The following is a 26,518-nucleotide window of genomic DNA, read 5'->3' as shown; positions in this document are numbered from 1 at the left end:
TACGACGCACTTTTTGGGATTCGCTCACTTTCGCAAGTTGGCTGCCCTCTGTATGCGCCATTGTAGCACGTGTGTAGCCCTACTCGTAAGGGCCATGATGACTTGACGTCGTCCCCACCTTCCTCCGGTTTATCACCGGCAGTCTCCCTGGAGTTCCCGACATTACTCGCTGGCAAACAAGGATAAGGGTTGCGCTCGTTGCGGGACTTAACCCAACATTTCACAACACGAGCTGACGACAGCCATGCAGCACCTGTCTCAGAGTTCCCGAAGGCACCAATCCATCTCTGGAAAGTTCTCTGGATGTCAAGAGTAGGTAAGGTTCTTCGCGTTGCATCGAATTAAACCACATGCTCCACCGCTTGTGCGGGCCCCCGTCAATTCATTTGAGTTTTAATCTTGCGACCGTACTCCCCAGGCGGTCTACTTAACGCGTTAGCTCCGAAAGCCACGGCTCAAGGCCACAACCTCCAAGTAGACATCGTTTACGGCGTGGACTACCAGGGTATCTAATCCTGTTTGCTCCCCACGCTTTCGCATCTGAGTGTCAGTATCTGTCCAGGGGGCCGCCTTCGCCACCGGTATTCCTTCAGATCTCTACGCATTTCACCGCTACACCTGAAATTCTACCCCCCTCTACAGTACTCTAGTCTGCCAGTTTCAAATGCAATTCCGAGGTTGAGCCCCGGGCTTTCACATCTGACTTAACAAACCACCTGCATGCGCTTTACGCCCAGTAATTCCGATTAACGCTCGCACCCTCCGTATTACCGCGGCTGCTGGCACGGAGTTAGCCGGTGCTTCTTCTGCAGCTAACGTCAAATCCATACGCTATTAACGCATGAACCTTCCTCACTGCTGAAAGTACTTTACAACCCGAAGGCCTTCTTCATACACGCGGCATGGCTGCATCAGGCTTGCGCCCATTGTGCAATATTCCCCACTGCTGCCTCCCGTAGGAGTCTGGACCGTGTCTCAGTTCCAGTGTGGCTGATCATCCTCTCAGACCAGCTAGGGATCGTCGCCTTGGTGAGCCCTTACCTCACCAACTAGCTAATCCCACCTGGGCATATCCTGACGCGAGAGGCCCGAAGGTCCCCCTCTTTGAGCCGAAGCTATTATGCGGTATTAGCCATCGTTTCCAATGGTTATCCCCCACATCAGGGCAATTTCCCAGGCATTACTCACCCGTCCGCCGCTCGACGCCGTTAACGTTCCCCGAAGGTTCAGTTAACTCGTTTCCGCTCGACTTGCATGTGTTAGGCCTGCCGCCAGCGTTCAATCTGAGCCATGATCAAACTCTTCAATTTAAGATTTTGTCGGCTCAATGAATACTGAACATTACATAAGTAATGTTTGAATTGACTGTGCTCTTATTGGTTTTCACTTTTGAAAAAGTGAAACAAAACAGCTCAAGGCTGCTTCCCAATTCGAATGGTCACTTCGTATCATTGAAACCTAATTTGAAACCGAAGTTTCTAATTGGATTATCATCAACGAGTGCCCACACAGATTGATAGGTCTATATTTTTAAAGAACTTCGTTTTGGGCTCTGCTCAAAACGGACGGTCATTTTATCGATATAACTTCTAGTGTCAAACACTTTTTTCGTTATTTCTTCGAAAGTTAATGCTTAACTTTCACCGTCTCTGTTGTCATTGCTTTTCAGCTCGGTATCCCGTGACAACGGAGGCGCATTATAGAGAGTTAGCTTTGAAGCACAAGAGCAAAATCAAAAAAAATCACCAACTTTAATCCGTTCGCTCAGCAAACGAACAATAAGTCTAAAAAGAAAACAAAAGAGCCCATAAATAGGGCTCTTTTTCTTGTTCAAGCAGTAGATTTACTGATGCGCAATAATCTGATCGTTGTTCACCAGCAGTTTGACCGGTTTATCCGGAATGACTTTCCCTGCCAGAATCGCTTTAGCTAATGGATTCTCCACGCTCTGCTGAATAGCTCTTTTAAGTGGTCTTGCACCATACACAGGATCAAAGCCCACTTGGGCAATCAGATCTAGCGCTTTATCAGAAACATCGAGTGAATAACCTTTCTCTTCCATTCTCTTAGATAGACGTTCCAATTGAATAGAGGCAATTGACTTAATGTGGTCCTGACCTAGTGGATGGAAGACAACACTTTCATCAACACGATTAAGGAACTCAGGACGGAAATGCTTACCGACCACATCCATCACCTGCTCTTTCATTCCCTGATAATCCAAAGAGCCAAAGTTTTCTTGAATTCGAGTTGAGCCCAAGTTGGAGGTCATGATAACAACGGTATTACGGAAATCGACCGTTCGACCTTGTCCATCGGTGAGGCGACCATCATCTAGCACTTGGAGCAATATATTGAAAACATCTGGGTGCGCCTTCTCTACCTCATCTAACAAGATCACTGAATATGGTTTACGACGAACGGCTTCAGTAAGATAACCGCCCTCTTCATAGCCAACATAACCTGGGGGAGCGCCAACTAAACGAGCAACGGAATGTTTCTCCATAAACTCAGACATGTCGATACGCACCATTGCATCTTCGCTATCAAACATAAAGCTTGCTAACGTTTTGCATAGTTCCGTTTTACCAACGCCGGTTGGACCTAAGAATAAGAACGAACCAATGGGTTGATTTGGATCGGATAAGCCAGCTCGGCTGCGACGAATCGCATTCGCCACCACTTCAACGGCTTCAGTTTGACCAATAACGCGTTTGTGCAGAACATCTTCCATACGCAGCAGTTTTTCTTTCTCTGCTTCAAGCATCTTAGACACAGGAATACCTGTTTGCTTCGATAAGACATCTGCGATTTCATTATCCGTGACTTTATTACGTAATAAAGTCATCTCTTGCATTTCTGCTTGAGTCGCAAGGTCAAGCTGCTTTTCGAGTTCCGGAATACGGCCATATTGAAGCTCAGACATTCTATTGAGGTCACCCGCTCGGCGGGCAAACTCCATATCCATTCGAGCTTGTTCCAACTCAGATTTTATATGTTGAGTACCAGACAAGGCCGCTTTTTCTGCATTCCAGACTTCTTCAAGTTCGGCAAACGCGCGCTCTTTATCGGCCAATTCATCATTTAAGATGGTTAGACGCTTTTCACTTGCATCATCATGCTCATTGGTTAGGGCTTGCTGCTCAATCTTAAGCTGAATGATCTTGCGTTCTAATTTATCGAGAGATTCTGGTTTAGAGTCGATTTGCATACGGATGCTCGAAGCCGCCTCATCAATAAGGTCAATTGCTTTATCCGGAAGCTGACGATCAGAGACGTAACGGTGAGATAGACTTGCAGCCGCTACAATCGCAGGGTCAGTTATCTCTACATGGTGGTGAAGCTCATAACGTTCCTTCAAACCACGTAAAATCGCTACAGTATCTTCAACGCTCGGCTCATCAACGATCACTTTTTGGAAACGGCGCTCAAGCGCAGGATCTTTCTCTATATATTGTCGATACTCGTCCAGTGTCGTCGCGCCAACACAGTGAAGCTCACCACGGGCAAGTGCAGGTTTAAGCATATTGCCTGCATCCATAGAGCCTTCGCCTTTACCCGCTCCGACCATGGTATGAATTTCGTCGATAAAGAGAATGACGTTCCCCTCTTCTTTAGACAGCTCATTCAATACCGACTTAAGACGTTCTTCAAACTCGCCGCGATACTTAGCCCCAGCCACAAGCGCGCCCATATCTAAAGAGAGTACCCGGCGGCCACGAAGACCTTCAGGCACTTCGTTATTAATGATTCGCTGAGCAAGACCTTCAACAATTGCTGTTTTACCAACACCGGGTTCACCAATGATTACAGGGTTGTTTTTGGTTCGGCGCTGCAACACTTGGATAGTACGACGAATCTCGTCATCACGGCCAATAACGGGGTCAAGCTTGCCTTGTTCAGCACGCTCAGTGAGGTCGATGGTGAACTTCTCTAAAGCTTGGCGTAACTCTTCGGCATTTGGGTCATTGATTTTTTGTCCGCCACGAACTTTATCTATTGCCTCAGCAACATTCGCTTCTGTTAGACCCAGCTCTTTAAGTAGAGCGCCTAAAGCCCCTTTATCTTCTAATGCAGCAAGCAGGAATACTTCAGATGAGATATAAGCATCTTGACGTTTCTGTGCAACTTTATCGCACAGGTTAAACATGGTGCCCATCGCACTCGATAGTTGCACATCCCCACCGATTCCACTCACTTTAGGAAGTCGATCGAGAATTTCGCTTAACTTAGAGCGTAAATGGGTAACATCAACATTAAGCATGGTCAAAAGTGGGCGAATTGGGCTGCCATTTTGATCCATCAGTGCCACCATTAGGTGCACAGGTTCGATGTATTGATGATCTCGGCCTAAAGCCAATGATTGAGCGTCAGATATAGCGATTTGGAATTTGCTAGTAAATCTGTCAAGACGCATACCTACCTTCCTACCTCAACTGAGAAAAAATTAACTAATCAGTATGAAAGATGGATACGCTAGGCGGGAATTTCAAGGGGAGAGAGTCTGTTTCCGCTATGAAAACAGACGATTAATTTTCGATCCAGATAAATGTCGCTTGGCGCCCAGTTACTCCATCGCGGCGATAGGAGTAAAAGCGCTCTGCATCTTCAAAAGTACACAGTTCGCTGTAATAAACTTGATTCACTCCTGCTCGTTGCAATCTTTGCGTAACCAGTTGATTCATATCAGCTAGCCACTTCCCTTCTTGCTTGCGTGGAGTAAATGCCGCCATCGCATTTGCTTCGATAGAAACGAAGGCGTCAACAACGTCTTTACCTACCTCGAATACTTGAGCACCGATAGCAGGTCCAATCCAAGCCATGACTTCACCATCAAACTTTTCAACCGCATTTTCAACAATGCCGCTGGCAAGCCCGCGCCATCCAGCATGGACCGCGGCAACTTGCGTTCCCTGAACATTGGTTAGCAGCACAGGCAAACAATCTGCCGTCATTGCCGAGCAAACAACATTAGTAGTGGAAGTGAAAACTCCATCAGCGTTTAGAACCTGACTAGTTGGAGCATTCACCTCTTCAACGACTGTCGAATGAGTTTGATTGAGCCAAACAGGTACACTTGGCATGTTTGCCTGTTCGGTGAGGCATTGACGATTCTGTTCAACCTTTGCCAGTTCGTCCCCAACATGAGTACCTAAGTTTAAACCTTGATACACGCCAGTCGAAAAGCCGTCACATCGCGTCGAAGCAAAGGCTTTAATTTGTTTTGCAGCTGGCCAGTTAGGAACGATCAGATCCATAGGTTTAGTACTCGTCTTCTAAGCCATGCTCACGGGTATCTTGGCGAAGTGCTTCTGCCATTTCTACCATGTCATCTGGCACTGGTGCGTGGAACTCAACCTCTTCACCCGTGATTGGATGTTCGAACTTAAGCATAACCGCATGCAAAGCTTGGCGATCAAAAGAGCGGATGTGTTCCGCCAACTCTTGTGAAGCATCACTTGGTATACGAGCACGGCCACCGTATGCAGTGTCACCTAGAAGCGGATGCTGCAGGTAAGACATGTGAACACGGATCTGGTGAGTACGTCCGGTTTCTAGGCGAAGACGAATACGAGTATGCTCGCGGAAATGTTCCGCTACTCGATAATGCGTGATCGCCGGTTTACCCATTGGGCTTACGGCCATCAGGGTACGCTTCGTCGAATGTCGACCAATTGGTTGTTCGACACGACCTCCCGCGGTCATACGACCGATAGCAATCGCTTCATATTCACGAACGAAGTTACGCTTTTTCTGAAGAGCACGAACCAAACGTGTTTGAGCAGGAACCGTCTTAGCAACCACCATTAAACCTGTGGTGTCTTTATCAAGACGGTGCACGATACCCGCACGCGGTACTTCCGCAATATCAGGGTAATGATGGAGCAATGCGTTAAGCACTGTACCATCTGGCGTGCCGGCACCCGGGTGAACCACAAAGCCACGTGGCTTATTGATCACCATGATGTCGTCATCTTCATAAACGATATCTAATGGAATATCTTGCGCTTCCCAACGCTCTTCATCTTCAAGTTCCGCTTGCAGAGTAATCTCTTCGCCGCCCATCACTTTGGTACGTGGCTTGGTGATTACCTCTCCGTTCACTTGAACTTTACCATTCAGAAGCCATTCTTTGAGGCGAGAACGTGAGAAGTCGGCGAATAATTCGGCGATAGCTTGGTCTAAACGCTGACCTAATTGGCTATCTTTTACTGTATTTGTTAATTCAATCTGCTGAGCCATATCGAACTTTTTTAAAAACTGTGAGACTAATTGTCACTACTGTGGAAAAATATACTATTTGGACATTGTATCCGTTACGCCGAAGAAAGTAACGGAAGCAACAGAAATATTTATCTCAAGGAATCGAATCCTGACATGAAAAAGCATACTTTATCTGGTTTGTTGGCATTATCCGTACTGGTAGGCTGCTCTAGCAGCGAAGAAGTTGTGCCAGATGTGCCACCATCTGAGCTTTACTCAGAAGCACAGGTTTCGCTTCAAAGTGGTAACTGGCTGACTGCAATTAGCAAACTGGAAGCGCTAGATTCTCGCTACCCATTTGGTGCTTACTCAGAGCAGGTGCAACTTGACCTTATCTACGCCTACTATAAAAACGACGATTTAGCGCTGGGCTTGGCAACAATAGAACGCTTTATGCGCCTTAATCCAACTCATGAAAAGCTAGATTGGGTACTTTATATGCGCGGCCTTACTCATATGGCGCAAGATCGTAACTTTATGCATGACGTGTTTAACATGGATCGTAGCGATCGCGACCCAGAGCCAGTGAAAAAAGCATTTGCTGACTTTAAGAAGCTGCTAGAACGTTACCCTGCTAGCCCTTATGCGGAAGATGCACAAAAACGTATGTATGCACTTAAAAACCGACTAGCGAATTACGACTTGGCCACAGCTGACTTTTACCTACGCCGTGAAGCATGGATTGCCGCGATTAATCGTACTCAAGAGCTACAAAAAACTTATCCTGATACAGAAGCAGCACGTAAATCTTTAGAGATTCAGCTTGAAGCCTATCAGCAGCTAGGCTTAGAAGATGCTGTTAAGCGAACTGAGGAACTCATTGAGCTAAACCCTCAGTAACTTGCTAATTTAATAGAAGAAGCGCCTTAATAGTCTGGCGCTTTTTTTACACCTAATTTTTGCGCCCGTACCACTTTACAACTACATTTTAATCAATGTTGTTTAGAGGTCCGTCATGCTGCGAGCAGTTGTTTCAATACTACTAATATCCCTGTCAATCCAGTACGCACAAGCTCTTTCTTTGTCGCCGTTAAAGAAACAGCCTTATTTTGGCGACCTTCCTGCGCTTGAAAAAAAAGGGGTTATCAGAGTTCTCGTCGCTGCTGATTTGGGGTTTTACTATGTTGAGGGGGGCAAACCCAAAGGAATACTTGCAGAACTTCTCTATCACTTCGAAAAAGAATTACGTCAGCGATCTTCTTACTTTAACTTGCAAGTTATTCCCGTACACCGCGATGAGTTAATCCCTTCCCTTGAACAGGGCTATGGAGACTTAGTGGTCGCCAACTTAACCATTACCCAATCTAGGCTAGAAAACATCGATTTTAGTGCACCAGTTCTAAAAGGTGTTCAGGAGCTACTGGTAACCCATAACGCCATTGAGCCAATCGTGTCATTAGAGCAACTTAGTGGACAAGAAATTTGGGTTCGCGCAAGTTCCAGTTATTTCGAAAGCCTGCAAAAGCTTAACCAACAACTCGATAGCCAATCTTTACAGCCCATCACTATTCGATTCGTTGAAGAAACATTGCAAGATTACGAGCTGGTTGAAATGATCAATCAGGGACACATTCCCGCAACCATACTTGATAGCCACAAGGCCGAATTGTGGCTAAAAGTGATGGAGAACATCCAAGTTCATTCAAATGTTCCTCTGCGTGAAGAAGGGCAAATAGGTTGGGCTATGCGCAAAAACAGCCCTAAACTCGAAGCCTTTGTGAATAAATATCTCAAGGATTATCGCTCAGGCACCCTGCTCGGTAATGTTATTTATGGTAAGTATCTGGTTAATACTCAATGGCTTAAACGAATCTTAAATCCGAACCACATTAATAAACTAGAATCCCTGACTCCGATCTTCGAGCTCTATTCGGATCAATATAACTTCGATTCTCTGATGATTTCTGCTCAAGGCTTTCAAGAGTCAGGGCTAGACCAAAGTAAGGTATCGCACAAAGGGGCTGTCGGTGTGATGCAAGTTTTACCGAGTACGGCGAAAGACCCTAACGTCAACATCCCAGATATTTACCAAGTCGACAACAATATCCATGCTGGTGTGAAATACATGCGATTTGTTAAAGACCGCTATTTTAGCGAACAAAACATCTTACCCGAAGACCAAGTCTACTTCGCGCTGGCTGCTTATAACGCAGGCCCCGCAAATATTCGTAAGATGCGCAGACTGGCTGAAAAGAATGGCTATGACCCCAATAAGTGGTTTCGCAATGTTGAAATCATGGCTCGAAGAAACATTGGACGAGAACCCGTCCATTATGTCTCCAATATCAACCGCTATTTCATCATCTACAAGCAACTCAACTCACTGAGACTAATAAGAGAAAATCAGGCCGCACTAAACGGAGTTGCAGAAGAGCCTTAACAAGATAGCAAGCTAACAGCAAAGAGACAGAAATGAGAGTTGGGAAGAAAATGGAATTTAATTCACATTTTGCAGGCGGTTAATTCGCAATCAAGTGTTTTTATTAGGTCGCAGAAAGTCCCTAAAAAACAGTTGAATTTTAGCGTGTTACCCTTCCCAATCTAATGAGATTCTCCAGTGATACAAGCTTTTTCGACTCATAATCAACCTAGTATTTGAGATAGATCACGTTTAATTTCAACGCCTAAAACCACCCACTAAAAAGTGATTTGGATCACATCTTTTTACCCTTGGATAAGTAATCTGGAGTTAACCCATGAGGGATGACACAGAGGAAAACATCTATGAAAGTAAACATCACTGGTAAAAATATCGACATCACCTCTGCAATCCGCAATCACATTGAGAGCAAATTTAAAAAGTTAGAAAAGTGGCAAGTAGACATTATCGGTTGTCAGGCAAGCTTCAGCGAGGAGCCGAACAAACAGAAGAAATTTGAAGCTGTAATCACCGTACCTAAAGGGCAACTTATTGCGTCCGCCACTCACGAAGATTTATACGCTGCCGTTAACGAGGTAGAACAGAAACTAGAACGTCAGCTAAACAAACTACGCCACAAGCCAGAAGCACGCCGTACCGAGAAGCCAGAGCTTGAGGAAGAAGTTGAATAAAGCTAAATTTAGAGGATTGTAAAAATAGCGCCGATGGGCGCTATTTTTTTGCTTGACGCCCTATAGCGTGTTGCTTATTGTGTTCAAGGGTTCACTACTTAGTTGATGATTATGCACCAAACCACTCTGTTCTTTTTTGACTTCTTTTTTCTCCACTAAGCTTGGAGGCTCTCGCGTTTTCGAAAGATAAGTCAAAAACGAACAGAAAGCCTCCCAAAGGGAGGCTTTTTTTATAAGGAATACCAGGATGACTGACCAAAAATACTCACTTGATGAAATACGACTGCGTTTAAACGAACTGGATGACCAACTACTCCAGCTCCTGTCTGAGCGTCGCCAAATGAGTATTGAAGTAGCAAAAAGCAAAGTACAAACCTCAAAACCTGTCCGCGATGCCGATCGAGAACAGCAACTTTTGGTTAAGCTAATCAATAATGGTCACCAAAAATACCAGCTTGATGCCCAGTACATCACCAAGCTTTTCCATACCATTATTGAAGACTCAGTCCTCCTTCAACAGTCATACCTACAAAATCTGGCGAATCCTGAGTTGAGCCGCAAGCCACTCGCTCGCGTCGCTTTCCTCGGCTCAAAAGGCTCATACTCGCACCTTGCAAGCCGAGAGTACTTCAGCCGCAAGAACACTGAACTAATTGAACTGAACTGCGAACACTTCAGAGAAGTCACACACACTGTAGAGTCAGGCCATGCGGACTATGGTGTGCTACCGATTGAAAATACCAGCTCAGGCTCAATCAATGAGGTGTATGACCTTCTTCAACACACCACGCTTTATATCGTCGGTGAACTAACTTTGCCAATTGAGCACTGCTTGGTTGCCACATCAGAGCTACGTTTAGAAGAGATAAAAACACTTTACTCACACCCACAACCCCACGCTCAATGCAGTGAGTTCTTAAGCAAGCTAGACGGCGTTAAGCTGGAGTCTTGCGCGAGTACCGCAGATGCGATGCGTAAAGTTAAAGAGATGAATCGCTCAGATATCGCTGCGATCGGTAATGCGTCAAGTGGAAAACTGTATGGCTTGCAGCCGATTCAAGGCAACATCGCCAATCAAACAGAAAACCATACGCGCTTTATTATCGTCGCACGTAAGCCTGTCGAGGTATCAGCTCAAATTCCAGCAAAAACAACCTTGATCATGTCGACGTCACAAGAGGCAGGCTCACTGGTCGAAACACTATTGGTTCTGCAGCGCTACGGCATCAACATGACCAAACTGGAGTCGCGTCCTATTATGGGTAACCCGTGGGAAGAGATGTTTTATGTCGATCTTGAAGCTCACCTAGACTCTCAAGCTATGCAACAAGCACTTAACGAGCTAACTAAGATCACAAAACATCTGAAAGTTCTTGGATGTTACCCAAGCGAAAATGTGAAACCTACACAAGTAAAACTACAATAAATATATCTACATAGCTCAAATAAATACCACTTAGTAGCTGACACAATTTATTAATATTCTTAATATCACAGATATTTAGTTGCATATTAGTGTTGTGTCAGCCCTTACCAACTGACTCTGATAAGCAGTACATTTCTGATTTATCTAATAAGGTACCACCTAGTCAGTATGAGAGCTTCGTTCTTATCTTTACTCGCCCTTTTAAACTCCTCTGTTTTTGCAAAAGAACCCGCTCTGAATGTCTACATGTGGGAAGACACACTCTCACCAAATATCCATTCAGACTGGGAGCAAAAGTCTGGTGTACCGCTCACCTTGTCTCACTTTGATAATGATGATGAGCGCAGCTTACTGATGATGAGAAGCGTCCAGCTGCCTTTTGATGTCGTTGTTTTAGATAATGTTTCAGCGCAAATATACGGTCGCCTAGGATCGTTTGAAGACTTATCAAACCTAAAGAACCGCTCCAATAACGACCCTAAATGGAACCAGGCGTGCGGTCCTTATGCGGTCCCTTATTTTTGGGGAACAGTCGGTGTCGCTTACCGCAAAGATAAAATCGTACAGCCGCCCACAACATGGCAAGAATTTGTTAATCCACCCGCAGAGCTGTTCGGCAAGATTGGAATGATTAATGACAGTGTAGAAAGTTTTTTGCCTGTCTTGTACAGCTTAGGAATTTCGCCTACGACGGAAGACACTCAGCAGCTACAAGCGGCATACCCTGCCATGATGACATTTAGCGAAAAAGTTCTCACGTACGAGTACATTTTGAGCTACGTTCGTAGCCAAGAAAATATCAATCAAATGCTAATGACTCTCGCCTATAGCGGTGACCAGTACTCTTTAAACCGCTCTTTTAAGCAAGATAAATGGGATTATGTCATTCCTGACGGAGAACTATTCCTTTGGGTAGATTGTTTAGCAGTAACCAGTCATTCAGAACAAAAACAACAGGCTATCGCCTTTCTTGAATACCTCATGTCTCCCAAAGTGGCTGCAACAAATGCAATGGATATCAAAGCCGCTACTCCGAATTTAAGTGCTACGAAACTACTGCCCGAATGGTACTTAAATGATGCATCATTATTTCCACCAGCAGAAAGACTAAAAAACGCACGTATAGATAGCGAGCTCTCTGCAGAAAATATAAGCCTACGGGCAAAAATAATTAACCAAATACTTAAACGTCATGAAGCTAAACACTAGAGTTTTATTACTCGTTGCGCCTGTCATTTTGTTGAGTGCTGCTGTCTCTAGCTATAGCATCTACTTCAATCAAAAAGACGCATTAATAAAGCGCGAGCAAAGTTATCTTCAACTCTCAATGGAAAAGCTAGCAGGTCACTTTCGTCAATCTATGGCGTTTATCAACAGCTACTCTCTGACCTTAACCAAAAGTGACATTATTCATCACTATTTTGGGCAACCAGAGAATCCTTATCGAGAGATGAAACTGATTGAAAACCTGCAAACCACCATCGAAAACCTGCAACCGAATAAACAGGATGATATCGCCGTTGCAATTGTCGATAGCCAACACAGAGTTCGCTTTTACGCCGATAACCAAAACGACCCTTTTTCCGCGTTAGATGAGAATGTACGTCAATACGTGCAACAAACCTATGAAACAACCGGACAAACAAGCCATACGGGGTTTGCGAAAAGCTATCAAGGGCAAAGTATCTTGATCCGCTATGACGTGTTGGACAACAACACGCTCGTATCGCCACTTAGCTACAACAAGGATCAAGTGTTCTTCATCGTTGTATCGCTGTCACTAGAGAAGTTCGATCAACTCAAGCATATCCTTGAGTTTGACAACGACAGCAGCATCTTTTTCTCTGAAGAGCCGATCATCAAATCAGGGCTTACCCAATCGGTCGAACTAAAGTCGGGCCTTTATGCCGTGTTAGACCCTGCGCAATATCTTACTACGGAGAAACTTGCCAAGATTGAACAGCGCTTGATGCTCTCGTTTGGCGTTTCGTCATTGATTACGGTATTAATTCTTTTGGTATTGCTTTATCGCCATGTCATCCAACCCATAACCCACCTTGATCGTCAGTTAAGAGAAGTCGAGCAACGTAAGCGATCGAATATTGAACGCTTAGAGAGTGACAATGAAATAGGACGCTTGTCTGCACGTTTCTACGATATGTACAAAGAGCTCAACTCCAGCTATCAAAAAACCAAAGCGATGGCAGAAAATGATCATCTCACACAACTGGCAAACCGATATCAGTTTCAAGTCTATGTGGAACGAATCTTGGCCAACAAATTTAACTACAGCCACGCTTGGATTCTTTACATCGACCTAGACAACTTTAAGTATGTCAATGATAAGTATGGTCATCATGTCGGTGACTCCTTACTGGTCAACTTCGCTGAACACATCAAGAAACTCAGTGTAGAAAGCGAAACAAAATATGGCGTTAAGTCACTGGCATCACGATTGTCTGGTGATGAGTTCGCAATTTTTATTGCCGCCAACAAAGCAGGCACCTTTGCTGACACATTAGCCCAGGCGGTGCTAGATCCTATTCAAAATCATACCAACGCATCCATTGGGAGTTTCCCAATTACCGCCAGTATAGGTATTGCCTCTTATCCTGATGATGGAATGGATTTAGCTAAGTTGCTCTCTCATGCAGATACTGCCATGTATCAAGCTAAGCGTGCGGGTAAAAACCAAATTGCTCATTACTCAAAAGAGCTCGATGAAATTGTACGTCGACGAACTCAAGTAGAGCGCGCATTACGTAAAGGCGATCTAGAGAATGAGTTCACACTGCTCTATCAACCTTATTACGACCGCGACGGCAAGGTCATCAAGGGCGTCGAGGCTTTGTTGCGTTGGGACTCACCAAAATTAGGCAAAGTCACTCCAAGCGAGTTTATCCCTATTTCAGAGCAAATTGGCCTATTTGGCACCATTGACCGCTGGGTCATTAAGCAAGCTTTTATCGACTTCCAGCAGCTACAGAGTTGCTTTGATAGTCCTATTCAACTGTCAATTAACTTGTCATCGGCAGAACTGGATTCTTTACAACTAGCGGCTGATATTCAGAGTTTGATGGAGCTATATCCCGTTCAACCGCACTTAATCGATTTCGAGATCACGGAAACTTTTGCTTCAGATTCACAAAGCTACCTACTCCTTCATGAGTTAGCACAGATGGGCTTTAAGTTAACCATTGATGATTTTGGTTCAGGTTATACCTCGATCACTCAGTTGGTCGAATACCCGGTACAGAAGATTAAGTTTGATCGCGAGTTTTTAGAAACTCTGATAAAAACCAATAATCATCAGGTGGTAAAACCTTTGGTTGACCTTTGTCACTCGCAATCTATGATGGTGACCGCGGAAGGGATCGAGTCGGAAGAGATGCATCGCTGGTTAGCGGATAACAAGTGTGATTACATGCAGGGTTATCATCTATCGCCACCACTGTCACTTTCGCAGTTAAGTTTTGTCCATATAGACCCGAAAGGAAATCTCAATGTTGGTGAAGACGGTTATTGTAGCTTCGCTTAATCCCGCCAAAATCAATGCGGTAAAGAGTGCATTTGAAGCTACATTCCCTAAGCAAGCATTCAATTTTTCTGGCGTAAGTGTTGATAGCGGCGTCGCAGATCAGCCAATGTCCAATCAAGAAACACATACTGGTGCACTTAACCGTGTAGTCAATGCAAAAGCTGAATGTGCGGAAGCTGACTATTATGTTGGCTTAGAGGCAGGCATCGAAGGATCTGTTACTTTTGCTTGGATGGTGGTTGAATCGCAAACCCAGCGCGGTGAGTCCCGCTCAGCCAGTTTAATGTTGCCACCGGTTGTTATTGAGAAGCTTCAACACGCCAATGAACTTGGTGATGTCATGGATGAAGTCTTCGGTACAGAGAATATCAAACAGAAAGGTGGCGCAATAAGCTTGCTCACGCACGACTTGCTCACCCGCAGTTCGGTCTATCACCAAGCGTTAATATTGGCCTTGATTCCATTTGCGAACCCCGAGCATTTCCCTGCCAATTTGTAATATGTCTTTAAAAAAATAAGGATGCCGAGGCATCCTTATTTGTTTTCGAGTAAAGCGGCGATTTGCTGCTTTTCGTCTTCACTCTTTGATTTTAGCTCGTTAGAACCACGGGTAATCGTTGCAATGCCCACCCCGAGCATCTGGCTAATCTGCCGCTGCGACATTTCTCCTTTGAGCAACTCCCGAAAAATATTGACGCGCGCAACAAGAGCTTCACGCTCATCTGGTGTCAATAACATGGTCAACAACATCTGATGTTGCTGTGACTCTGTGCTATGTTCAATCAGATCTAGTATCTGTTGCCACTCTTTATATTCAGGTTCTAAAGACATCTACTGGTGCTCGCTAATATTTCGCGTTCAGCTCATGCGGGTTTAAGAAAGCGCCATCAACACCTAACACCTCACGGTAGTAGGTTTCAAACATCAGGATATTTTGTACATATCCACGAGTTTCTTTAAATGGAATCGCTTCAATAAACGCATAAGCATCTAGTTTTCCTTGCGTTCTTTCACGCCAAGTTTTCACTCGATGAGGCCCTGCATTATACGCAGCTAACGCGAAAATTCGATTGTTATCGTAGCGTTTGAGTAAGCCATCCAAGTAGTGGCTACCTATCTCTATGTTCTTACCCACTTGGTAAAGGTCTTTGTAGCCCTGATAATCAATCTTGTATTTCTTGGCAGTATACTTAGCGGTGGAAGGCATAATTTGCATGATGCCGCGCGCACCAACCGGCGACCTCGCTTCGATGTCTAACGCACTCTCTTGTCTTGCCAGAGACATCAGAGTTATTGGGTCAATGCTGTGCTTATCACCATAGAAGTTAAACCACCAACGATGCGCAACCGGGAAACGAATCTCCAGGTTATCCCACATCTTTGCTTGGATGCTCGCAGTCACCGTCAGATGGTGCCAACCTTTGAATGAAGCGAATGCCGCTAGCATCTCTTTTTGAGATTTGTCGGCTCGCGTCAGTAACCAGCGCCACTCACTTTTAGCTGCAGCAATCTTATCGCGATCAATCAACTCTTCAATTCGAATCAGTTCACTGCGGTAAGGCTTTATCTGCTCTTGGTCGAGCGCAATCACTGACGTAGGGTATTCAATCGAACGCTTAAGCTCTTTCGCCGCTGCAACGCTATAAAAATTACGCTGACCAACCAAAGCCTCTAAGCGTTGCTGACCATTCTGCTTCTCACCTTGCGCCATTTCACTGCGCGCAAGCCAGTATTGCCAACGTAGACTCTGCTGTTTATCTTGTGGTAACTGCTCGATCCAACCTTCAACGCCTTGCCAGTCAGCAAACTGAATCGCGAGACGCACACGACGTTCAATCAGAGGCACACTTGAAGAGGTCGTAATTTTCCTGTCTCGCCACTTAGCCAACGACTCTGAATCTGTATTAATCAAACGAAACGAAACATAATCAGCAAGATGCTGCGCTGTGGCTTTGTCGAAGTGCTGGCCCTTAACCACCCCATCGAACTGTTTCTGCGCCATTTCGACATCTTTGCGTGCCAACTTCTTAAATGCGAGCTTGGTTTGGGTTTGGTAAAACTCAGTGACTTTATGTTTCTTGGCAAACGCCTGAACCGATTCTGGCTTACTAAACAGCGCTTTCATTTCATCGGCTTGTCGTTTTGCACTCGACGAATTGAGCTGCTTTTTCAGATAGTTCATCAAGCTACCATTACGAGCTTCAAAAGCTAGCAGCATACGCTCAAGAACTAACTGATCGGTTTTGAGGCCAGCCTTATTCCAAGCGTCAAAAAGCGGGTCACAAGCATCTGCGATGCTATGTCCTGATAGCCAGAGTTTTTCAGCCCCGGCAAAAGCCACTTGCTTATCCCCAGCCTGCGCATGAGCGTTGTAGAAGTAACATTGATATGTTTCGCCTCTTGGCTCTTCAGTTTGAAACTCCAGCAGCGTGCGCCATTTTCCTTTCCTTGCCAAAGCGTCTATGTAGGGAGCCCGCATTCGATTGGAAAAAGGGAAAGATTGATGAGTGGCAATAAACTGATCCACTTCACTAGGCGTTTTATCGCCAATATCAACTAAGAAACTACGATAGTCGACGTAAGGCGTGAGAGGATAATTCGCTATCTGGGGGCGCAGTTTTTTGTACTGAGAAACCTGTTTGTCATCAAGCAATGACTGGGCTTGATCGTATAAGTCTCGCTGTTGTTGAAGATCAGAAGCCACTGCTGAAGTAGCAAAGCTTGCGCTGCAAACCATCGAAGATACAAATAAAATCGATGAAGGAAGACGATGCAGCGACTTGAGAAAAGTCAGCGTCATAAGAGTCTCATCCTGAGATTAGAAATCTTTGGTGTTCCTTATTTATGCTTATTGTAATCAGCGCTGTAAAGGGCGTAGATGTAAATAATAATAAATTCACACAACTGTGACATTCAGCTTGCTTTGGGCAAACTGTTGATTAGTAATTAATCAGCAAAGTATCTCTATTTAAGAGACTCACTTTCTCTGGTAACAAACTGAGCTCGGTTAGTATAAAATAACCTTTTACGTGAATTGACTATTTAGGAACGATCGGCAATGGCTGAATACGTATATACCATGTCGCGAGTGAGCAAAATTGTGCCACCAAAGCGACAAATTCTTAAAGACATCTCTCTAAGCTTCTTCCCTGGCGCAAAAATCGGTGTTTTGGGTCTAAACGGTGCAGGTAAATCCACCCTACTACGCATCATGGCTGGCATTGATACCGATATTGATGGTGAAGCGCGTCCACAACCAGGTCTTAATGTGGGTTACCTACCACAGGAACCGGTACTGGACGAATCGAAAACGGTACGTGAAATCGTTGAAGAAGCCGTATCCGATGTGGCAGGTGCAATGAAGCGTCTTGACGAAGTATACGCAGCTTACGCAGAACCAGATGCTGACTTCGATGCGCTAGCAAAAGAGCAAGGTGAGCTTGAAGCGCTAATCCAAGCGAAAGAAGGTCACAACTTAGAGAATGCTCTAGAGCGTGCCGCTGATGCACTTCGCCTTCCTGAATGGGATCAGAAAATTGAGCACCTATCTGGTGGTGAGCGTCGCCGTGTTGCAATCTGTCGTCTACTTCTTTCAAAGCCAGACATGCTGCTTCTCGACGAACCAACCAACCACTTGGACGCAGAATCGGTTGCATGGCTAGAGCGTTTCCTTGTGGACTACACAGGTACTGTTGTGGCAATCACCCACGACCGTTACTTCCTAGATAATGCGGCTGGCTGGATTCTTGAACTTGACCGTGGTGAAGGTATTCCATGGCAAGGTAACTACACTTCTTGGCTAGAGCAGAAAGATGCTCGTCTTCAACAAGAAGCCTCTCAAGAGAAAGCGCGTCAGAAAACGATTGAGAAAGAACTTGAGTGGGTTCGTCAAAACCCTAAAGGTCGTCAGTCTAAATCTAAAGCACGTATGGCTCGCTTTGAAGAACTGCAAAGCGGTGATCGTCAGAAGCGTAACGAAACCAACGAACTCTTCATCCCGCCCGGTGAGCGTCTAGGTGATAAGGTTATCGAAGTAAATAACCTAACTAAGTCTTTTGACGGCCGCGTTCTGATTGATGATCTATCATTTAGCATGCCTAAAGGTGCAATCGTGGGTATCATCGGTGCTAACGGTGCAGGTAAATCAACTCTGTTTAAGATGCTAAGCGGTACTGAGCAACCTGACACAGGTACAATTGAGATGGGTGACACGGTTAAACTAGCATCTGTCGACCAGTTCCGTGACTCTATGGATGATTCGAAAACCGTTTACCAAGAGATTTCTGAAGGCGCTGACATCATCAAGATCAACAACTTCGAAATTCCTGCTCGTGCCTACTGCTCACGCTTTAACTTCAAAGGTTCAGATCAGCAGAAGATCATTGGTGAGCTTTCTGGTGGTGAGCGTAACCGTGTACACCTTGCTAAGCTTCTCAAAGCTGGCGGTAACGTACTACTACTCGACGAACCAACCAACGACCTTGATGTTGAAACGCTACGTGCACTAGAAGAAGCACTACTTGAGTTCCCTGGCTGTGCCATGGTTATCTCGCACGACCGTTGGTTCCTAGACCGTATCGCTACGCACATCATCGACTACCGCGATGAAGGTCAGGTTAACTTCTACGAAGGTAACTATACTGAATACATGGAGTGGCTGAAGAAGACCCTTGGTCCTGAAGCAGCGGAACCGCATCGCATCAAGTACAAACGTATTGCTAAGTAAATACGCTTGAAATTTGTGCAAAGGCCGCTAATATTAGCGGCCTTTATTATATAGCTCACAATACGGATAACTTTCGGTATTGATTAAAGCGAAGAATGCGAACAACCGCGCATAGTAGCCACTTTAGTTTTGTTACTCTTACGAGTTGAAATATAGAGAGAAGATTATGATCGAACGTCGTCGTTTTTCGCGCATTGTTTATCAAACTCAAGCTACACTGACTCAAGAATCCACTGTGGTTAACGCCTTAGTGTGTGACTTGTCGCTACATGGCCTACTCCTTACTAGCGAACAATCAGACCAGCTCGACACAGATAAACAAGTAGATGTTGAATTTTCGCTTGCAGGAAGTGATGTCACGATCCAACTTGTAGGAAATATCGTTGGGCTTAATAACAATGTGATTCGTGTCAGCATTGATCATATTGATATTGAGAGTATCGGACATTTGAAGCGATTAGTTGAATTAAATGTAGGTGATGATGACCTGTTACATAGGGATATCGAACACCTCTCTGATTTAGGTGAATACACCTAAACTAACTAGTTTATGTCGAAGAAAATTACCATTTCTATCCCCGATTCATCGGGGGTACAAACTTTTGATGTTTCAAGAAAGACTCTGTTTACTTCTATAGCGGTCATCGCTGGCACCCTTTTTTCAGGTGTCGGTTATGGCTACTACCAGTGGCATCAAGAACAAACCACTCAACAAAAGTACCATGCGCTCGTCGATAAGCTCAGCGAGCTTGAAGTGCTTTATGAAGAACAGGTTGATACCACTCACTCTCTTTCCCAAGAGCTTGAAGATAAGCGCAATCAAATACACGTCTTGGGCAAACGCGTCTACGATGTGGAATCCGTTCTTGGTCTTGCAGATGAATCATTAACGGATGATGTCAGCCTAGAAAACCGCATTGATGCGGCAGCGGTCGACTCTGCTGTACGTGCCACCATGTTTCGCTTAATTCCAAACGACACACCAATGAACTACGAGCGTATTTCGTCTTCCTTTGGTCGTCGTACTAACCCAATCACAGGCAAAAGACATACCCATACCGGGATCGATCTTACCTGTAAGCGTGGTGAAGAGATTTATGCACCGGCTGATGGCGTGATTGAAACCATCCGTCCAAGCAAAAAAGGCTTTGGCAACTTCTTAACCGTTCGCCACTCGTTTGGTTTTATGAGCTCCTACGCCCACTTGCATCAGTTTAAAGTGCGTAGCGGACAGTTTGTCAGTAAAGGTGATCTGATTGCCACTTGTGGTAACTCAGGTAACTCCACTGGCCCTCATTTGCATTATGAAGTGCGCTTCCTCGGGCGTGCTCTGAATCCTCAATACACCATGGACTGGACGCCAGAGAACTTTAACTATCTGTTCGAGAAAGAGAAAAAGGTAAAATGGGCGCCACTGGTTAAGCTGATTGATGATACAGTCAGACTGCAAGTTAACTTGACCAACAACCCTTATCAAGACAGCTCTGTCAGCACGGTAAAAAACGACCAAGAGCCACAGGTTGATAATCTTACAGTGCAATAGTCTTCCTGAGAAAACAAAAAGAGCGACCGTTTGGTCGCTCTTTCTCTATTCATTCTCGACTTATTAGCCGCGATGAATGGAGTCATTAGCTTGTTTTAACAAGTTCTGGCTCTCATCAAGGAACTGCTTTGAGTAATCGCCAAACCAGTCACTCACTCTATCAAAGCTCTCGACAAATGCTTGTTTGTCATTACCATCCAAAATTTCCAACGCCTCACCGAAACATCGGTGGAAACGCTTGATCATGTCGATGTTTTCCTGAGAAGAGAGAATGATATCCCCGTATAGGTTAGGATCTTGGCCAAACAGACGACCAACCATTGCTAACTCCAAACGATAGATAGGTGAGCTAAGCTGCAGTAGCTTATCGATATTTGGGTTTTCTCGGCTTAGGTGTAGACCGTAAGCGAACGACGTAAAGTGTCTTAGTGCCTGAATCAACGTCATACCGTGGTCATGTTCACTTGCATCAATCTGGCATAAGCTCGCGCCCCAGATAGAGAATTGTTTTAACAGCCATTGATATTGCTCTTCACCACGCCCATCACAGTAGACAATCACCTGCTTAGCTAAACTTGGCACATCTGGACCGAACATAGGGTGCAAACCTACAACAGGCCCTTTATGGACGTTCAGCATCGCTTGTAACGGTCTTGATTTTATCGAGGTTAAATCACACAGAATGCAATCTTCAGGCAGCTTACCCAACTTCTCAATCACACCTTCAGTCAGGTGAATTGGCACGGTCACCACAACCATGCCAGCATTCTCTAGCAGTTCATCAGCGCGGTGCCAATCTTTGCTGCCAAGTACTTTTACATCGTAGCCAGACAGTGTGAACATGCGACCAAACAGTCCACCCAGTTGACCATTACCACCAACGATTACAACAGAGCGCATTTCAGGGTTGAGGCACTTAAAGCCAGAATCCTTCTCGCTCGCATATGACTCGCGCATAGTGCGGCGCAAAATGTCTTCAATGAGCTGCGGTGGTACACCCTTTTTCTCGGCTTCTTCACGACGCGAAGCCAGCATTGCAGCTTCACGATCCGGAGCATAGATTGGCAAACCATGCTCACTTTTTACTTCACCAACCTTCTCAACTAAAGAAAGTCGCTGGGATAATAAATCAAGAATTTGTTTATCGACTGCGTCTATCTGATCACGCAATTCATTCAATTCAACTGCCATTGATATTCCTTGTGCTCTCTACTTACCTTTCAAGCGGTCTTCTAGGAAAGGGACTAGCTCTTCATGTGCATGACGTAATAGTGCCTCAGTTGTATCCCAATTGATACACGCATCGGTGATAGATACGCCATATTGCATTTCATTGAGAGGAATATCTGAAGATTGATTACCTTCATTGATATGGCTTTCAATCATCAAGCCGATGATAGACTTATTGCCTTCGCGAATCTGATGGATCACATCTTCTGCTACAAGCGGCTGACGACGGAAATCTTTACGCGAGTTTGCATGGCTACAGTCAACCATCAGTGACGCTTCTAAGCCGTGCTTAGCCATATCTTGTTCACACTCAGTGACAGAAACGGAATCGTAGTTCGTCTGCTTACCACCACGAAGGATAACATGACCGTTTGGGTTACCTTGGGTCGTTAGTAGTGCGACTTGCCCTTCACGGTTGATACCCATGAAACGGTGGCTTGAAGAAGCAGCCTGCATCGCATTGATTGCCGTTGCTAAGCTGCCATCTGTACCATTTTTAAAGCCGATTGGCATTGAAAGGCCACTCGCCATTTCACGATGTGTCTGTGATTCCGTGGTACGGGCGCCAATTGCAGCCCAGCTAAAGGTATCGGCTAGGTATTGTGGGCTAATTGGGTCAAGCGCTTCCGTCGCGAGTGGAATTTCCATTTCAGCGAGTTCAACCAAGAGTTCACGACCAACATGTAGGCCATGCTCGATATCGAATGAACCATCTAGATGCGGGTCATTAATCAGTCCTTTCCAGCCGACAGTAGTACGAGGTTTTTCGAAGTAAACACGCATAACAATATACAGTTGATCACTCAGTTGTTCTGAGAGTACTTTTAGACGCTTAGCATATTCCTTTGCTGCATCAACATCGTGAATTGAACATGGACCACATACGACAAGTAAACGGTGATCTTTCTTATGGATGATATCAGCAATGGTTTGGCGAGACTCTTGGATAAAACGTCGAGCGTTGTCGCTCAAAGGTAGTTTCGCTTTTAGCTCTTCAGGTGTAATAAGAACTTGTTCATCGCTAATGTTAATATTGCTCAATTCACTTTTTTGCATAACTCTAACCCGTATATTATTTTTTACACCTAGCTATATCCGTGTTTACTAGGTTGGAACAAGCATAAAATAACAGGCTGAATATAGATTTCAAGGTGTAAATATAAAAAAACACACTCGTAAAAATTAGTTTACACCCTATGTTTTAACTCTCTTTCTTGTCAAAGTATGAGATAAGCATGTTTTCTAGAAGGATTCTTAACTAAAATAAGCCTAAATCCCGCTAATTGACTCGTTATGGATCTGATCCTCTCTCTTCTTCAGCAAATGTGTGTCTATTTGGTTTTAGCTTATATGCTAAGCAAGACGCCTATCTTTTTGCCTCTGCTAAATATCTCTAACCGTCTTAGTCACAAACTGAGCGTCTATGTGCTGTTTTCGCTATTTTGTATCATGGGAACCTACTTCGGTTTGCAGATTAATGATGCGATTGCCAATACGCGTGCGATTGGCGCAGTGATGGGAGGACTGTTTGGTGGACCGGTCGTTGGTTTCTTTGTCGGGCTAACCGGAGGTCTACACCGCTATACTCTAGGTGGATTTACCGACCTCGCCTGCGCAATCTCGACCACAGCAGAAGGGCTCATTGGCGGCTTGTTTCATGTCTACTTCGTGCGTAAGAACAAATCTGACCAACTGTTCAACCCAAGCGTTGTGTTCGCCATTACTCTCGTTGCTGAAATTGTCCAGATGCTGATCATATTGATCGTCGCTAAACCGTTTGATCAAGCTTATTCTTTGGTTTCTGCTATTGCAGCGCCAATGATCATCGCTAACTCGGTAGGCGCAGCGCTATTTATGAGTATTTTGCAGGACAGAAAAACCATCTTCGAAGAATACTCAGCAACCTTTTCTCGCCGCGCGCTAAATATTGCAGAGCGTTCTGTTGGTATTCTGGCCTCTGGCTTCAATGTGCAGAACGCTGAGAAAATTGCCCGTATTGTCTATGAAGAGACCAATGTCGGTGCGGTATCGATTACCGATGATGAAAAGATTCTTGCCTTTGTTGGTATCGGCGATGATCACCACAAACCCAATACTCCTATCTCTTCACAAAGCACCTTGGATGCTATTCAACAAGACGACATCATCTACCTAGACGGTGCAGAAAAGCCGTATCAATGTTCTATCTCTGCAGATTGTAAGCTTGGTTCAGCACTGATCATTCCTCTTCGCGCAGGCGACAAGGTCATTGGCACCATCAAGCTCTACGAGCCCAAGCGTAAGTTATTTTCCACCATCAATATGTCGATGGCGGAAGGGATAGCCCAACTACTTTCAAGCCAAATCTTGTTTGGCGATTACCAGCAAAAACAAACGCTGTTATCTCAAGCCGAAATCAAACTGCTGCACGCTCAGGTCAATCCACATTTCCTATTCAATGCTCTCAATACTATCAGTGCCGTTATCAGGCGCGATCCACCTAAAGCTCGGGAGCTTATTCAGCACCTTTCTCAGTTCTTTCGTAGCAACTTGAAGCAAGATATTGAAACGGTCACGCTGAAAGAAGAGCTCGCCCACGTTAATGCCTACCTCACGATAGAGAAGGCGCGCTTTACCGACCGCTTAGAAGTGACAATTGATATTGATGAAGCGCTGTTAACTCGAAAAGTACCGACCTTTACCCTTCAGCCGTTAGTTGAGAACGCCATTAAACACGGTATCTCTAATCTTCTGGAAGGCGGTAAGATTCACATCTACAGTCAAATAAGTGAGTCAGGATTCCAAATCGTGGTGGAAGATAATGCAGGCAGTTACACGCCACCAGCCGATGACCATGCGGGTCTGGGGATGCAGATTGTCGACAAGCGCCTGAGCAATAAATTTGGCCGCGCTTCAGCTCTCAATATTGAAGTCGAGCCTAACCATTTTACTCGGATGAGCTTTATCATCCCAAATAAGAACATGTACTAAGGTATCAACATGCTTTCGGCATTAGTCATAGATGACGAACTTTTTGCTCGTGAAGAACTGACCGAGCTACTCGAAGAAACGGGTCACATTGAAGTGATAGATCAAGCCAGCAATGCGATTGAAGGGTTGAAAAAAATCAATCAACTCAAGCCTGACGTGGTGTTTCTTGATATCCAAATGCCGCAGATTACTGGGATTGAGCTGTTAGCGATGCTCGACCCTGAAACCATGCCGAACGTGGTGTTTGTCACCGCTTATGATGAGTTTGCTGTCCAAGCATTTGAAGATAATGCCTTTGATTACTTGCTAAAACCTGTTGATACCTGTCGCTTGGAGAAAACCGTCAAGCGGTTACTCAAATCAAAACAAGCCGAGACCCATCAATTTGCCGCCATTACCCCTCAAAGCTTAGATCAGGTGCCATGTATTGGCTTAAACCGCATCGTCATTATTCCGACCCAAGACGTTGAGTTTGCCTACAGTGATATCAGTGGCGTCCATGTTCAAACCCACGAACAGAAAGCCACATCTCAGCTAACGTTAAAAGTACTTGAAGAGAAAACGCCTTTGGTTCGCTGTCACCGCCAGTTTTTGGTTAACATCAAAGCAATCAAAGAGATAAAACTGCTCGAAAATGGCCTAGCAGAAATTATCACCGTCAGTGACCATCCACTTCCGGTGAGTCGACGTTACTTGAAGACCTTAAAAGAGATGTTAGGTTTTCACTAATAACAAAAAAGCCGCACTTGATGTGCGGCTCGTTGAGTGAATCGACGAGATTAAGCGTCAACAATACGCTTCATGGCCTCGGAAGCCTGTTTCCATTGCTCACTGCTATGTAACTCAGACAAGCTAAAACTCTGTGTTTTCAATAAGCCGTTTGCTTGAGGGGTTTCCATCACAGGCAGATTGTCTAGCACTTCCACCTGAGCATCACGCTTGTTACACACTAAAATCATATCGCACCCCGCCACCAATGCCTGATGTGAACGCTCTGCAGGGCCGCCCATGATCGATGCACCTTCCATTGTCAGATCATCGGAGAAAATAATGCCTTTAAAGCCTAGCTTTTCACGCAGTATCTGTTTAAGCCAATAGTCAGATCCACTTGCAGGCTGATCATCATAGTGTGGGAAAACAACATGCGCCGGCATCATTGCGTCTAAAATTCCCGATTCAATCTGGGCTTTAAAAATCGCCATATCTTGTTCAAAGATAGTGTCTCGACTATCGAATGGCGTTTCTAAGTGGGAGTCCGCAACAACGCCGCCATGTCCAGGGAAATGCTTACCCGTCGTCGACATTCCAACCGCTTTCATCCCTTTCATATAAGCCAGGCTGTGGCGGATTATGGTATCAACATCATCACCAAACGCACGGCTACCAATCGCTTTACAATCAAAACCTTTATCAAGAACAGGTGCAAAGCTCAAATCAATATCATGGGCAACCAACTCTGCTGCCATCAACCAGCCACCTTGCTCTGCAAGCTGCTCGCCATTATCAAACTGAGCATATTTTTGAGCAGCCGGAATCAGTGAGAATCCTTCTTTAAAGCGCTGAACACGGCCTCCTTCTTGGTCAACACCAATCAGAATTGGGCGCTTAGCCGCTTGACGAATCGATTTGTTCAAAGCCAGTAGCTGCTCACTGTCATGGTAGTTGCGGGCAAATAAGATCACGCCCCCCACCGTTGGGTGCTCAAGAATCTCTTTATCTTCCGCAGTCAATTCACAGCCTGCTACGTCTAACCATAACGGTCCCATAACG

20 protein-coding genes, 1 rRNA gene and 1 other annotated feature are annotated in these 26,518 nt (G+C 45.0%); of the genes, 12 read left to right on the top strand and 9 right to left on the bottom strand.

Going from position 1 to position 26,518, the window contains the following annotated elements; genetic code table 11:
* From AC6R00_RS03185 to rluD, 4 genes are all read right to left on the bottom strand, one after another.
* A 16S ribosomal RNA gene (locus AC6R00_RS03185) occupies positions 1 to 1,310 on the bottom strand; the annotation flags it as partial.
* A 533-nt stretch (positions 1,311 to 1,843) separates the two neighbouring features.
* On the bottom strand, positions 1,844 to 4,417 hold the full coding sequence (gene clpB / locus AC6R00_RS03180; RefSeq protein WP_500639304.1) for an ATP-dependent chaperone ClpB: 2,574 nt from the start codon (positions 4,415 to 4,417) through the stop codon (positions 1,844 to 1,846).
* A 112-nt stretch (positions 4,418 to 4,529) separates the two neighbouring features.
* Positions 4,530 to 5,258 carry a peptidoglycan editing factor PgeF gene (gene pgeF, locus AC6R00_RS03175; RefSeq protein WP_500639303.1) on the bottom strand — a complete coding sequence of 243 codons (729 nt, stop codon included), beginning with the start codon at positions 5,256 to 5,258 and terminating at the stop codon, positions 4,530 to 4,532.
* Positions 5,259 to 5,262: 4 nt separating this feature from the next.
* A complete protein-coding gene (rluD, locus tag AC6R00_RS03170) occupies positions 5,263 to 6,243 on the bottom strand; it encodes a 23S rRNA pseudouridine(1911/1915/1917) synthase RluD (RefSeq protein WP_500639302.1) in 981 nt (326 codons plus the stop codon).
* Positions 6,244 to 6,378: 135 nt separating this feature from the next.
* Between rluD and AC6R00_RS03165 the strand changes: the two genes are divergently transcribed.
* The 7 genes from AC6R00_RS03165 to yjjX all read left to right on the top strand — a co-directional run bounded on the left by AC6R00_RS03165 (position 6,379) and on the right by yjjX (position 14,778).
* Positions 6,379 to 7,104: an outer membrane protein assembly factor BamD gene (locus AC6R00_RS03165; RefSeq protein WP_004742793.1), complete on the top strand. Its 726-nt coding sequence runs from the start codon at positions 6,379 to 6,381 to the stop codon at positions 7,102 to 7,104.
* Positions 7,105 to 7,219: 115 nt separating this feature from the next.
* Positions 7,220 to 8,644: an MltF family protein gene (locus AC6R00_RS03160; protein ID WP_500639301.1), complete on the top strand. Its 1,425-nt coding sequence runs from the start codon at positions 7,220 to 7,222 to the stop codon at positions 8,642 to 8,644.
* 344 nt (positions 8,645 to 8,988) lie between these two features.
* Positions 8,989 to 9,315: a ribosome hibernation-promoting factor, HPF/YfiA family gene (gene hpf / locus AC6R00_RS03155; protein WP_069667500.1), complete on the top strand. Its 327-nt coding sequence runs from the start codon at positions 8,989 to 8,991 to the stop codon at positions 9,313 to 9,315.
* Positions 9,316 to 9,428: 113 nt separating this feature from the next.
* Positions 9,429 to 9,549: a sequence feature (Phe leader region), on the top strand.
* Positions 9,550 to 9,562: 13 nt separating this feature from the next.
* Positions 9,563 to 10,741, top strand: coding sequence for a prephenate dehydratase (gene pheA / locus AC6R00_RS03150; protein ID WP_500639300.1), 1,179 nt, complete (start codon positions 9,563 to 9,565; stop codon positions 10,739 to 10,741).
* Positions 10,742 to 10,909: 168 nt separating this feature from the next.
* Positions 10,910 to 11,950: a polyamine ABC transporter substrate-binding protein gene (locus AC6R00_RS03145; protein WP_500639299.1), complete on the top strand. Its 1,041-nt coding sequence runs from the start codon at positions 10,910 to 10,912 to the stop codon at positions 11,948 to 11,950.
* Positions 11,934 to 14,279, top strand: coding sequence for a putative bifunctional diguanylate cyclase/phosphodiesterase (locus AC6R00_RS03140; RefSeq protein WP_500639298.1), 2,346 nt, complete (start codon positions 11,934 to 11,936; stop codon positions 14,277 to 14,279). Before AC6R00_RS03145 ends, AC6R00_RS03140 begins: the two co-directional genes overlap by 17 nt.
* Positions 14,245 to 14,778: an inosine/xanthosine triphosphatase gene (gene yjjX, locus AC6R00_RS03135; RefSeq protein WP_500639297.1), complete on the top strand. Its 534-nt coding sequence runs from the start codon at positions 14,245 to 14,247 to the stop codon at positions 14,776 to 14,778. Before AC6R00_RS03140 ends, yjjX begins: the two co-directional genes overlap by 35 nt.
* Before the next feature lie 35 nt (positions 14,779 to 14,813).
* On the opposite strand, the gene trpR is transcribed toward yjjX, so the two are convergent.
* A complete protein-coding gene (gene trpR / locus AC6R00_RS03130; RefSeq protein WP_004749076.1) occupies positions 14,814 to 15,110 on the bottom strand; it encodes a trp operon repressor in 297 nt (98 codons plus the stop codon).
* A 13-nt stretch (positions 15,111 to 15,123) separates the two neighbouring features.
* Positions 15,124 to 17,079 (bottom strand): murein transglycosylase, encoded by a 1,956-nt coding sequence (gene sltY / locus AC6R00_RS03125; protein ID WP_500639296.1) that lies wholly within the window; start codon positions 17,077 to 17,079, stop codon positions 15,124 to 15,126.
* A 258-nt stretch (positions 17,080 to 17,337) separates the two neighbouring features.
* On the opposite strand from sltY, the gene ettA reads away from it, so the two are divergent.
* The 3 genes from ettA to AC6R00_RS03110 all read left to right on the top strand — a co-directional run bounded on the left by ettA (position 17,338) and on the right by AC6R00_RS03110 (position 20,548).
* On the top strand, positions 17,338 to 19,005 hold the full coding sequence (gene ettA, locus AC6R00_RS03120) for an energy-dependent translational throttle protein EttA (RefSeq protein ID WP_239850603.1): 1,668 nt from the start codon (positions 17,338 to 17,340) through the stop codon (positions 19,003 to 19,005).
* A gap of 166 nt (positions 19,006 to 19,171) precedes the next feature.
* A complete protein-coding gene (locus AC6R00_RS03115) occupies positions 19,172 to 19,543 on the top strand; it encodes a PilZ domain-containing protein (RefSeq protein ID WP_494505577.1) in 372 nt (123 codons plus the stop codon).
* Between the two features lie 12 nt (positions 19,544 to 19,555).
* Positions 19,556 to 20,548, top strand: a complete 993-nt coding sequence (locus AC6R00_RS03110) for a M23 family metallopeptidase (protein ID WP_500639295.1) — start codon at positions 19,556 to 19,558, stop codon at positions 20,546 to 20,548.
* A gap of 63 nt (positions 20,549 to 20,611) precedes the next feature.
* Here AC6R00_RS03110 and tyrA read toward each other — a convergent pair whose 3' ends face one another.
* Positions 20,612 to 21,739 carry a bifunctional chorismate mutase/prephenate dehydrogenase gene (tyrA, locus tag AC6R00_RS03105; protein WP_500639294.1) on the bottom strand — a complete coding sequence of 376 codons (1,128 nt, stop codon included), beginning with the start codon at positions 21,737 to 21,739 and terminating at the stop codon, positions 20,612 to 20,614.
* 18 nt (positions 21,740 to 21,757) lie between these two features.
* Entirely contained in the window at positions 21,758 to 22,834 is a 1,077-nt protein-coding gene (locus AC6R00_RS03100; protein ID WP_500639293.1) for a 3-deoxy-7-phosphoheptulonate synthase, read from the bottom strand.
* A gap of 237 nt (positions 22,835 to 23,071) precedes the next feature.
* Here AC6R00_RS03100 and AC6R00_RS03095 point away from each other — a divergent pair, with 237 nt between their 5' ends.
* Together AC6R00_RS03095 and btsR are read left to right on the top strand one after the other, a co-directional pair.
* Positions 23,072 to 24,748, top strand: coding sequence for a LytS/YhcK type 5TM receptor domain-containing protein (locus AC6R00_RS03095; RefSeq protein ID WP_500639292.1), 1,677 nt, complete (start codon positions 23,072 to 23,074; stop codon positions 24,746 to 24,748).
* Positions 24,749 to 24,757: 9 nt separating this feature from the next.
* A complete protein-coding gene (gene btsR / locus AC6R00_RS03090) occupies positions 24,758 to 25,477 on the top strand; it encodes a two-component system response regulator BtsR (RefSeq protein WP_500639291.1) in 720 nt (239 codons plus the stop codon).
* A gap of 50 nt (positions 25,478 to 25,527) precedes the next feature.
* On the opposite strand, the gene nagZ is transcribed toward btsR, so the two are convergent.
* The gene (gene nagZ / locus AC6R00_RS03085; RefSeq protein WP_500639290.1) at positions 25,528 to 26,514 is read right to left on the bottom strand and encodes a beta-N-acetylhexosaminidase; all 987 of its coding nucleotides are present in this window, start codon (positions 26,512 to 26,514) and stop codon (positions 25,528 to 25,530) included.
* Between the last annotated feature and the right edge of the window lie 4 nt (positions 26,515 to 26,518).

The sequence above is a fragment of the Vibrio sp. R10-SF1-ISO8 genome (assembly GCF_059833805.1).
This window is presented reverse-complemented; position numbering and strand designations above follow the sequence as displayed.

What these genes read in the sequence shown, in the direction of transcription:
- AC6R00_RS03115 (WP_494505577.1), top strand. Translation starts at nt 19,172, where the DNA reads ATGATCGAACGTCGTCGTTTTTCGCGCATTGTTTATCAAACTCAAGCT.
- clpB (WP_500639304.1), bottom strand. Translation starts at nt 4,417, where the DNA reads ATGCGTCTTGACAGATTTACTAGCAAATTCCAAATCGCTATATCTGAC.
- tyrA (WP_500639294.1), bottom strand. Translation starts at nt 21,739, where the DNA reads ATGGCAGTTGAATTGAATGAATTGCGTGATCAGATAGACGCAGTCGAT.
- trpR (WP_004749076.1), bottom strand. Translation starts at nt 15,110, where the DNA reads ATGTCTTTAGAACCTGAATATAAAGAGTGGCAACAGATACTAGATCTG.
- ettA (WP_239850603.1), top strand. Translation starts at nt 17,338, where the DNA reads ATGGCTGAATACGTATATACCATGTCGCGAGTGAGCAAAATTGTGCCA.
- pgeF (WP_500639303.1), bottom strand. Translation starts at nt 5,258, where the DNA reads ATGGATCTGATCGTTCCTAACTGGCCAGCTGCAAAACAAATTAAAGCC.
- AC6R00_RS03165 (WP_004742793.1), top strand. Translation starts at nt 6,379, where the DNA reads ATGAAAAAGCATACTTTATCTGGTTTGTTGGCATTATCCGTACTGGTA.
- AC6R00_RS03100 (WP_500639293.1), bottom strand. Translation starts at nt 22,834, where the DNA reads ATGCAAAAAAGTGAATTGAGCAATATTAACATTAGCGATGAACAAGTT.
- nagZ (WP_500639290.1), bottom strand. Translation starts at nt 26,514, where the DNA reads ATGGGACCGTTATGGTTAGACGTAGCAGGCTGTGAATTGACTGCGGAA.
- yjjX (WP_500639297.1), top strand. Translation starts at nt 14,245, where the DNA reads ATGTTGGTGAAGACGGTTATTGTAGCTTCGCTTAATCCCGCCAAAATC.
- sltY (WP_500639296.1), bottom strand. Translation starts at nt 17,079, where the DNA reads ATGACGCTGACTTTTCTCAAGTCGCTGCATCGTCTTCCTTCATCGATT.
- pheA (WP_500639300.1), top strand. Translation starts at nt 9,563, where the DNA reads ATGACTGACCAAAAATACTCACTTGATGAAATACGACTGCGTTTAAAC.
- AC6R00_RS03110 (WP_500639295.1), top strand. Translation starts at nt 19,556, where the DNA reads ATGTCGAAGAAAATTACCATTTCTATCCCCGATTCATCGGGGGTACAA.
- rluD (WP_500639302.1), bottom strand. Translation starts at nt 6,243, where the DNA reads ATGGCTCAGCAGATTGAATTAACAAATACAGTAAAAGATAGCCAATTA.
- btsR (WP_500639291.1), top strand. Translation starts at nt 24,758, where the DNA reads ATGCTTTCGGCATTAGTCATAGATGACGAACTTTTTGCTCGTGAAGAA.
- AC6R00_RS03160 (WP_500639301.1), top strand. Translation starts at nt 7,220, where the DNA reads ATGCTGCGAGCAGTTGTTTCAATACTACTAATATCCCTGTCAATCCAG.
- AC6R00_RS03145 (WP_500639299.1), top strand. Translation starts at nt 10,910, where the DNA reads ATGAGAGCTTCGTTCTTATCTTTACTCGCCCTTTTAAACTCCTCTGTT.
- hpf (WP_069667500.1), top strand. Translation starts at nt 8,989, where the DNA reads ATGAAAGTAAACATCACTGGTAAAAATATCGACATCACCTCTGCAATC.
- AC6R00_RS03095 (WP_500639292.1), top strand. Translation starts at nt 23,072, where the DNA reads ATGGATCTGATCCTCTCTCTTCTTCAGCAAATGTGTGTCTATTTGGTT.
- AC6R00_RS03140 (WP_500639298.1), top strand. Translation starts at nt 11,934, where the DNA reads ATGAAGCTAAACACTAGAGTTTTATTACTCGTTGCGCCTGTCATTTTG.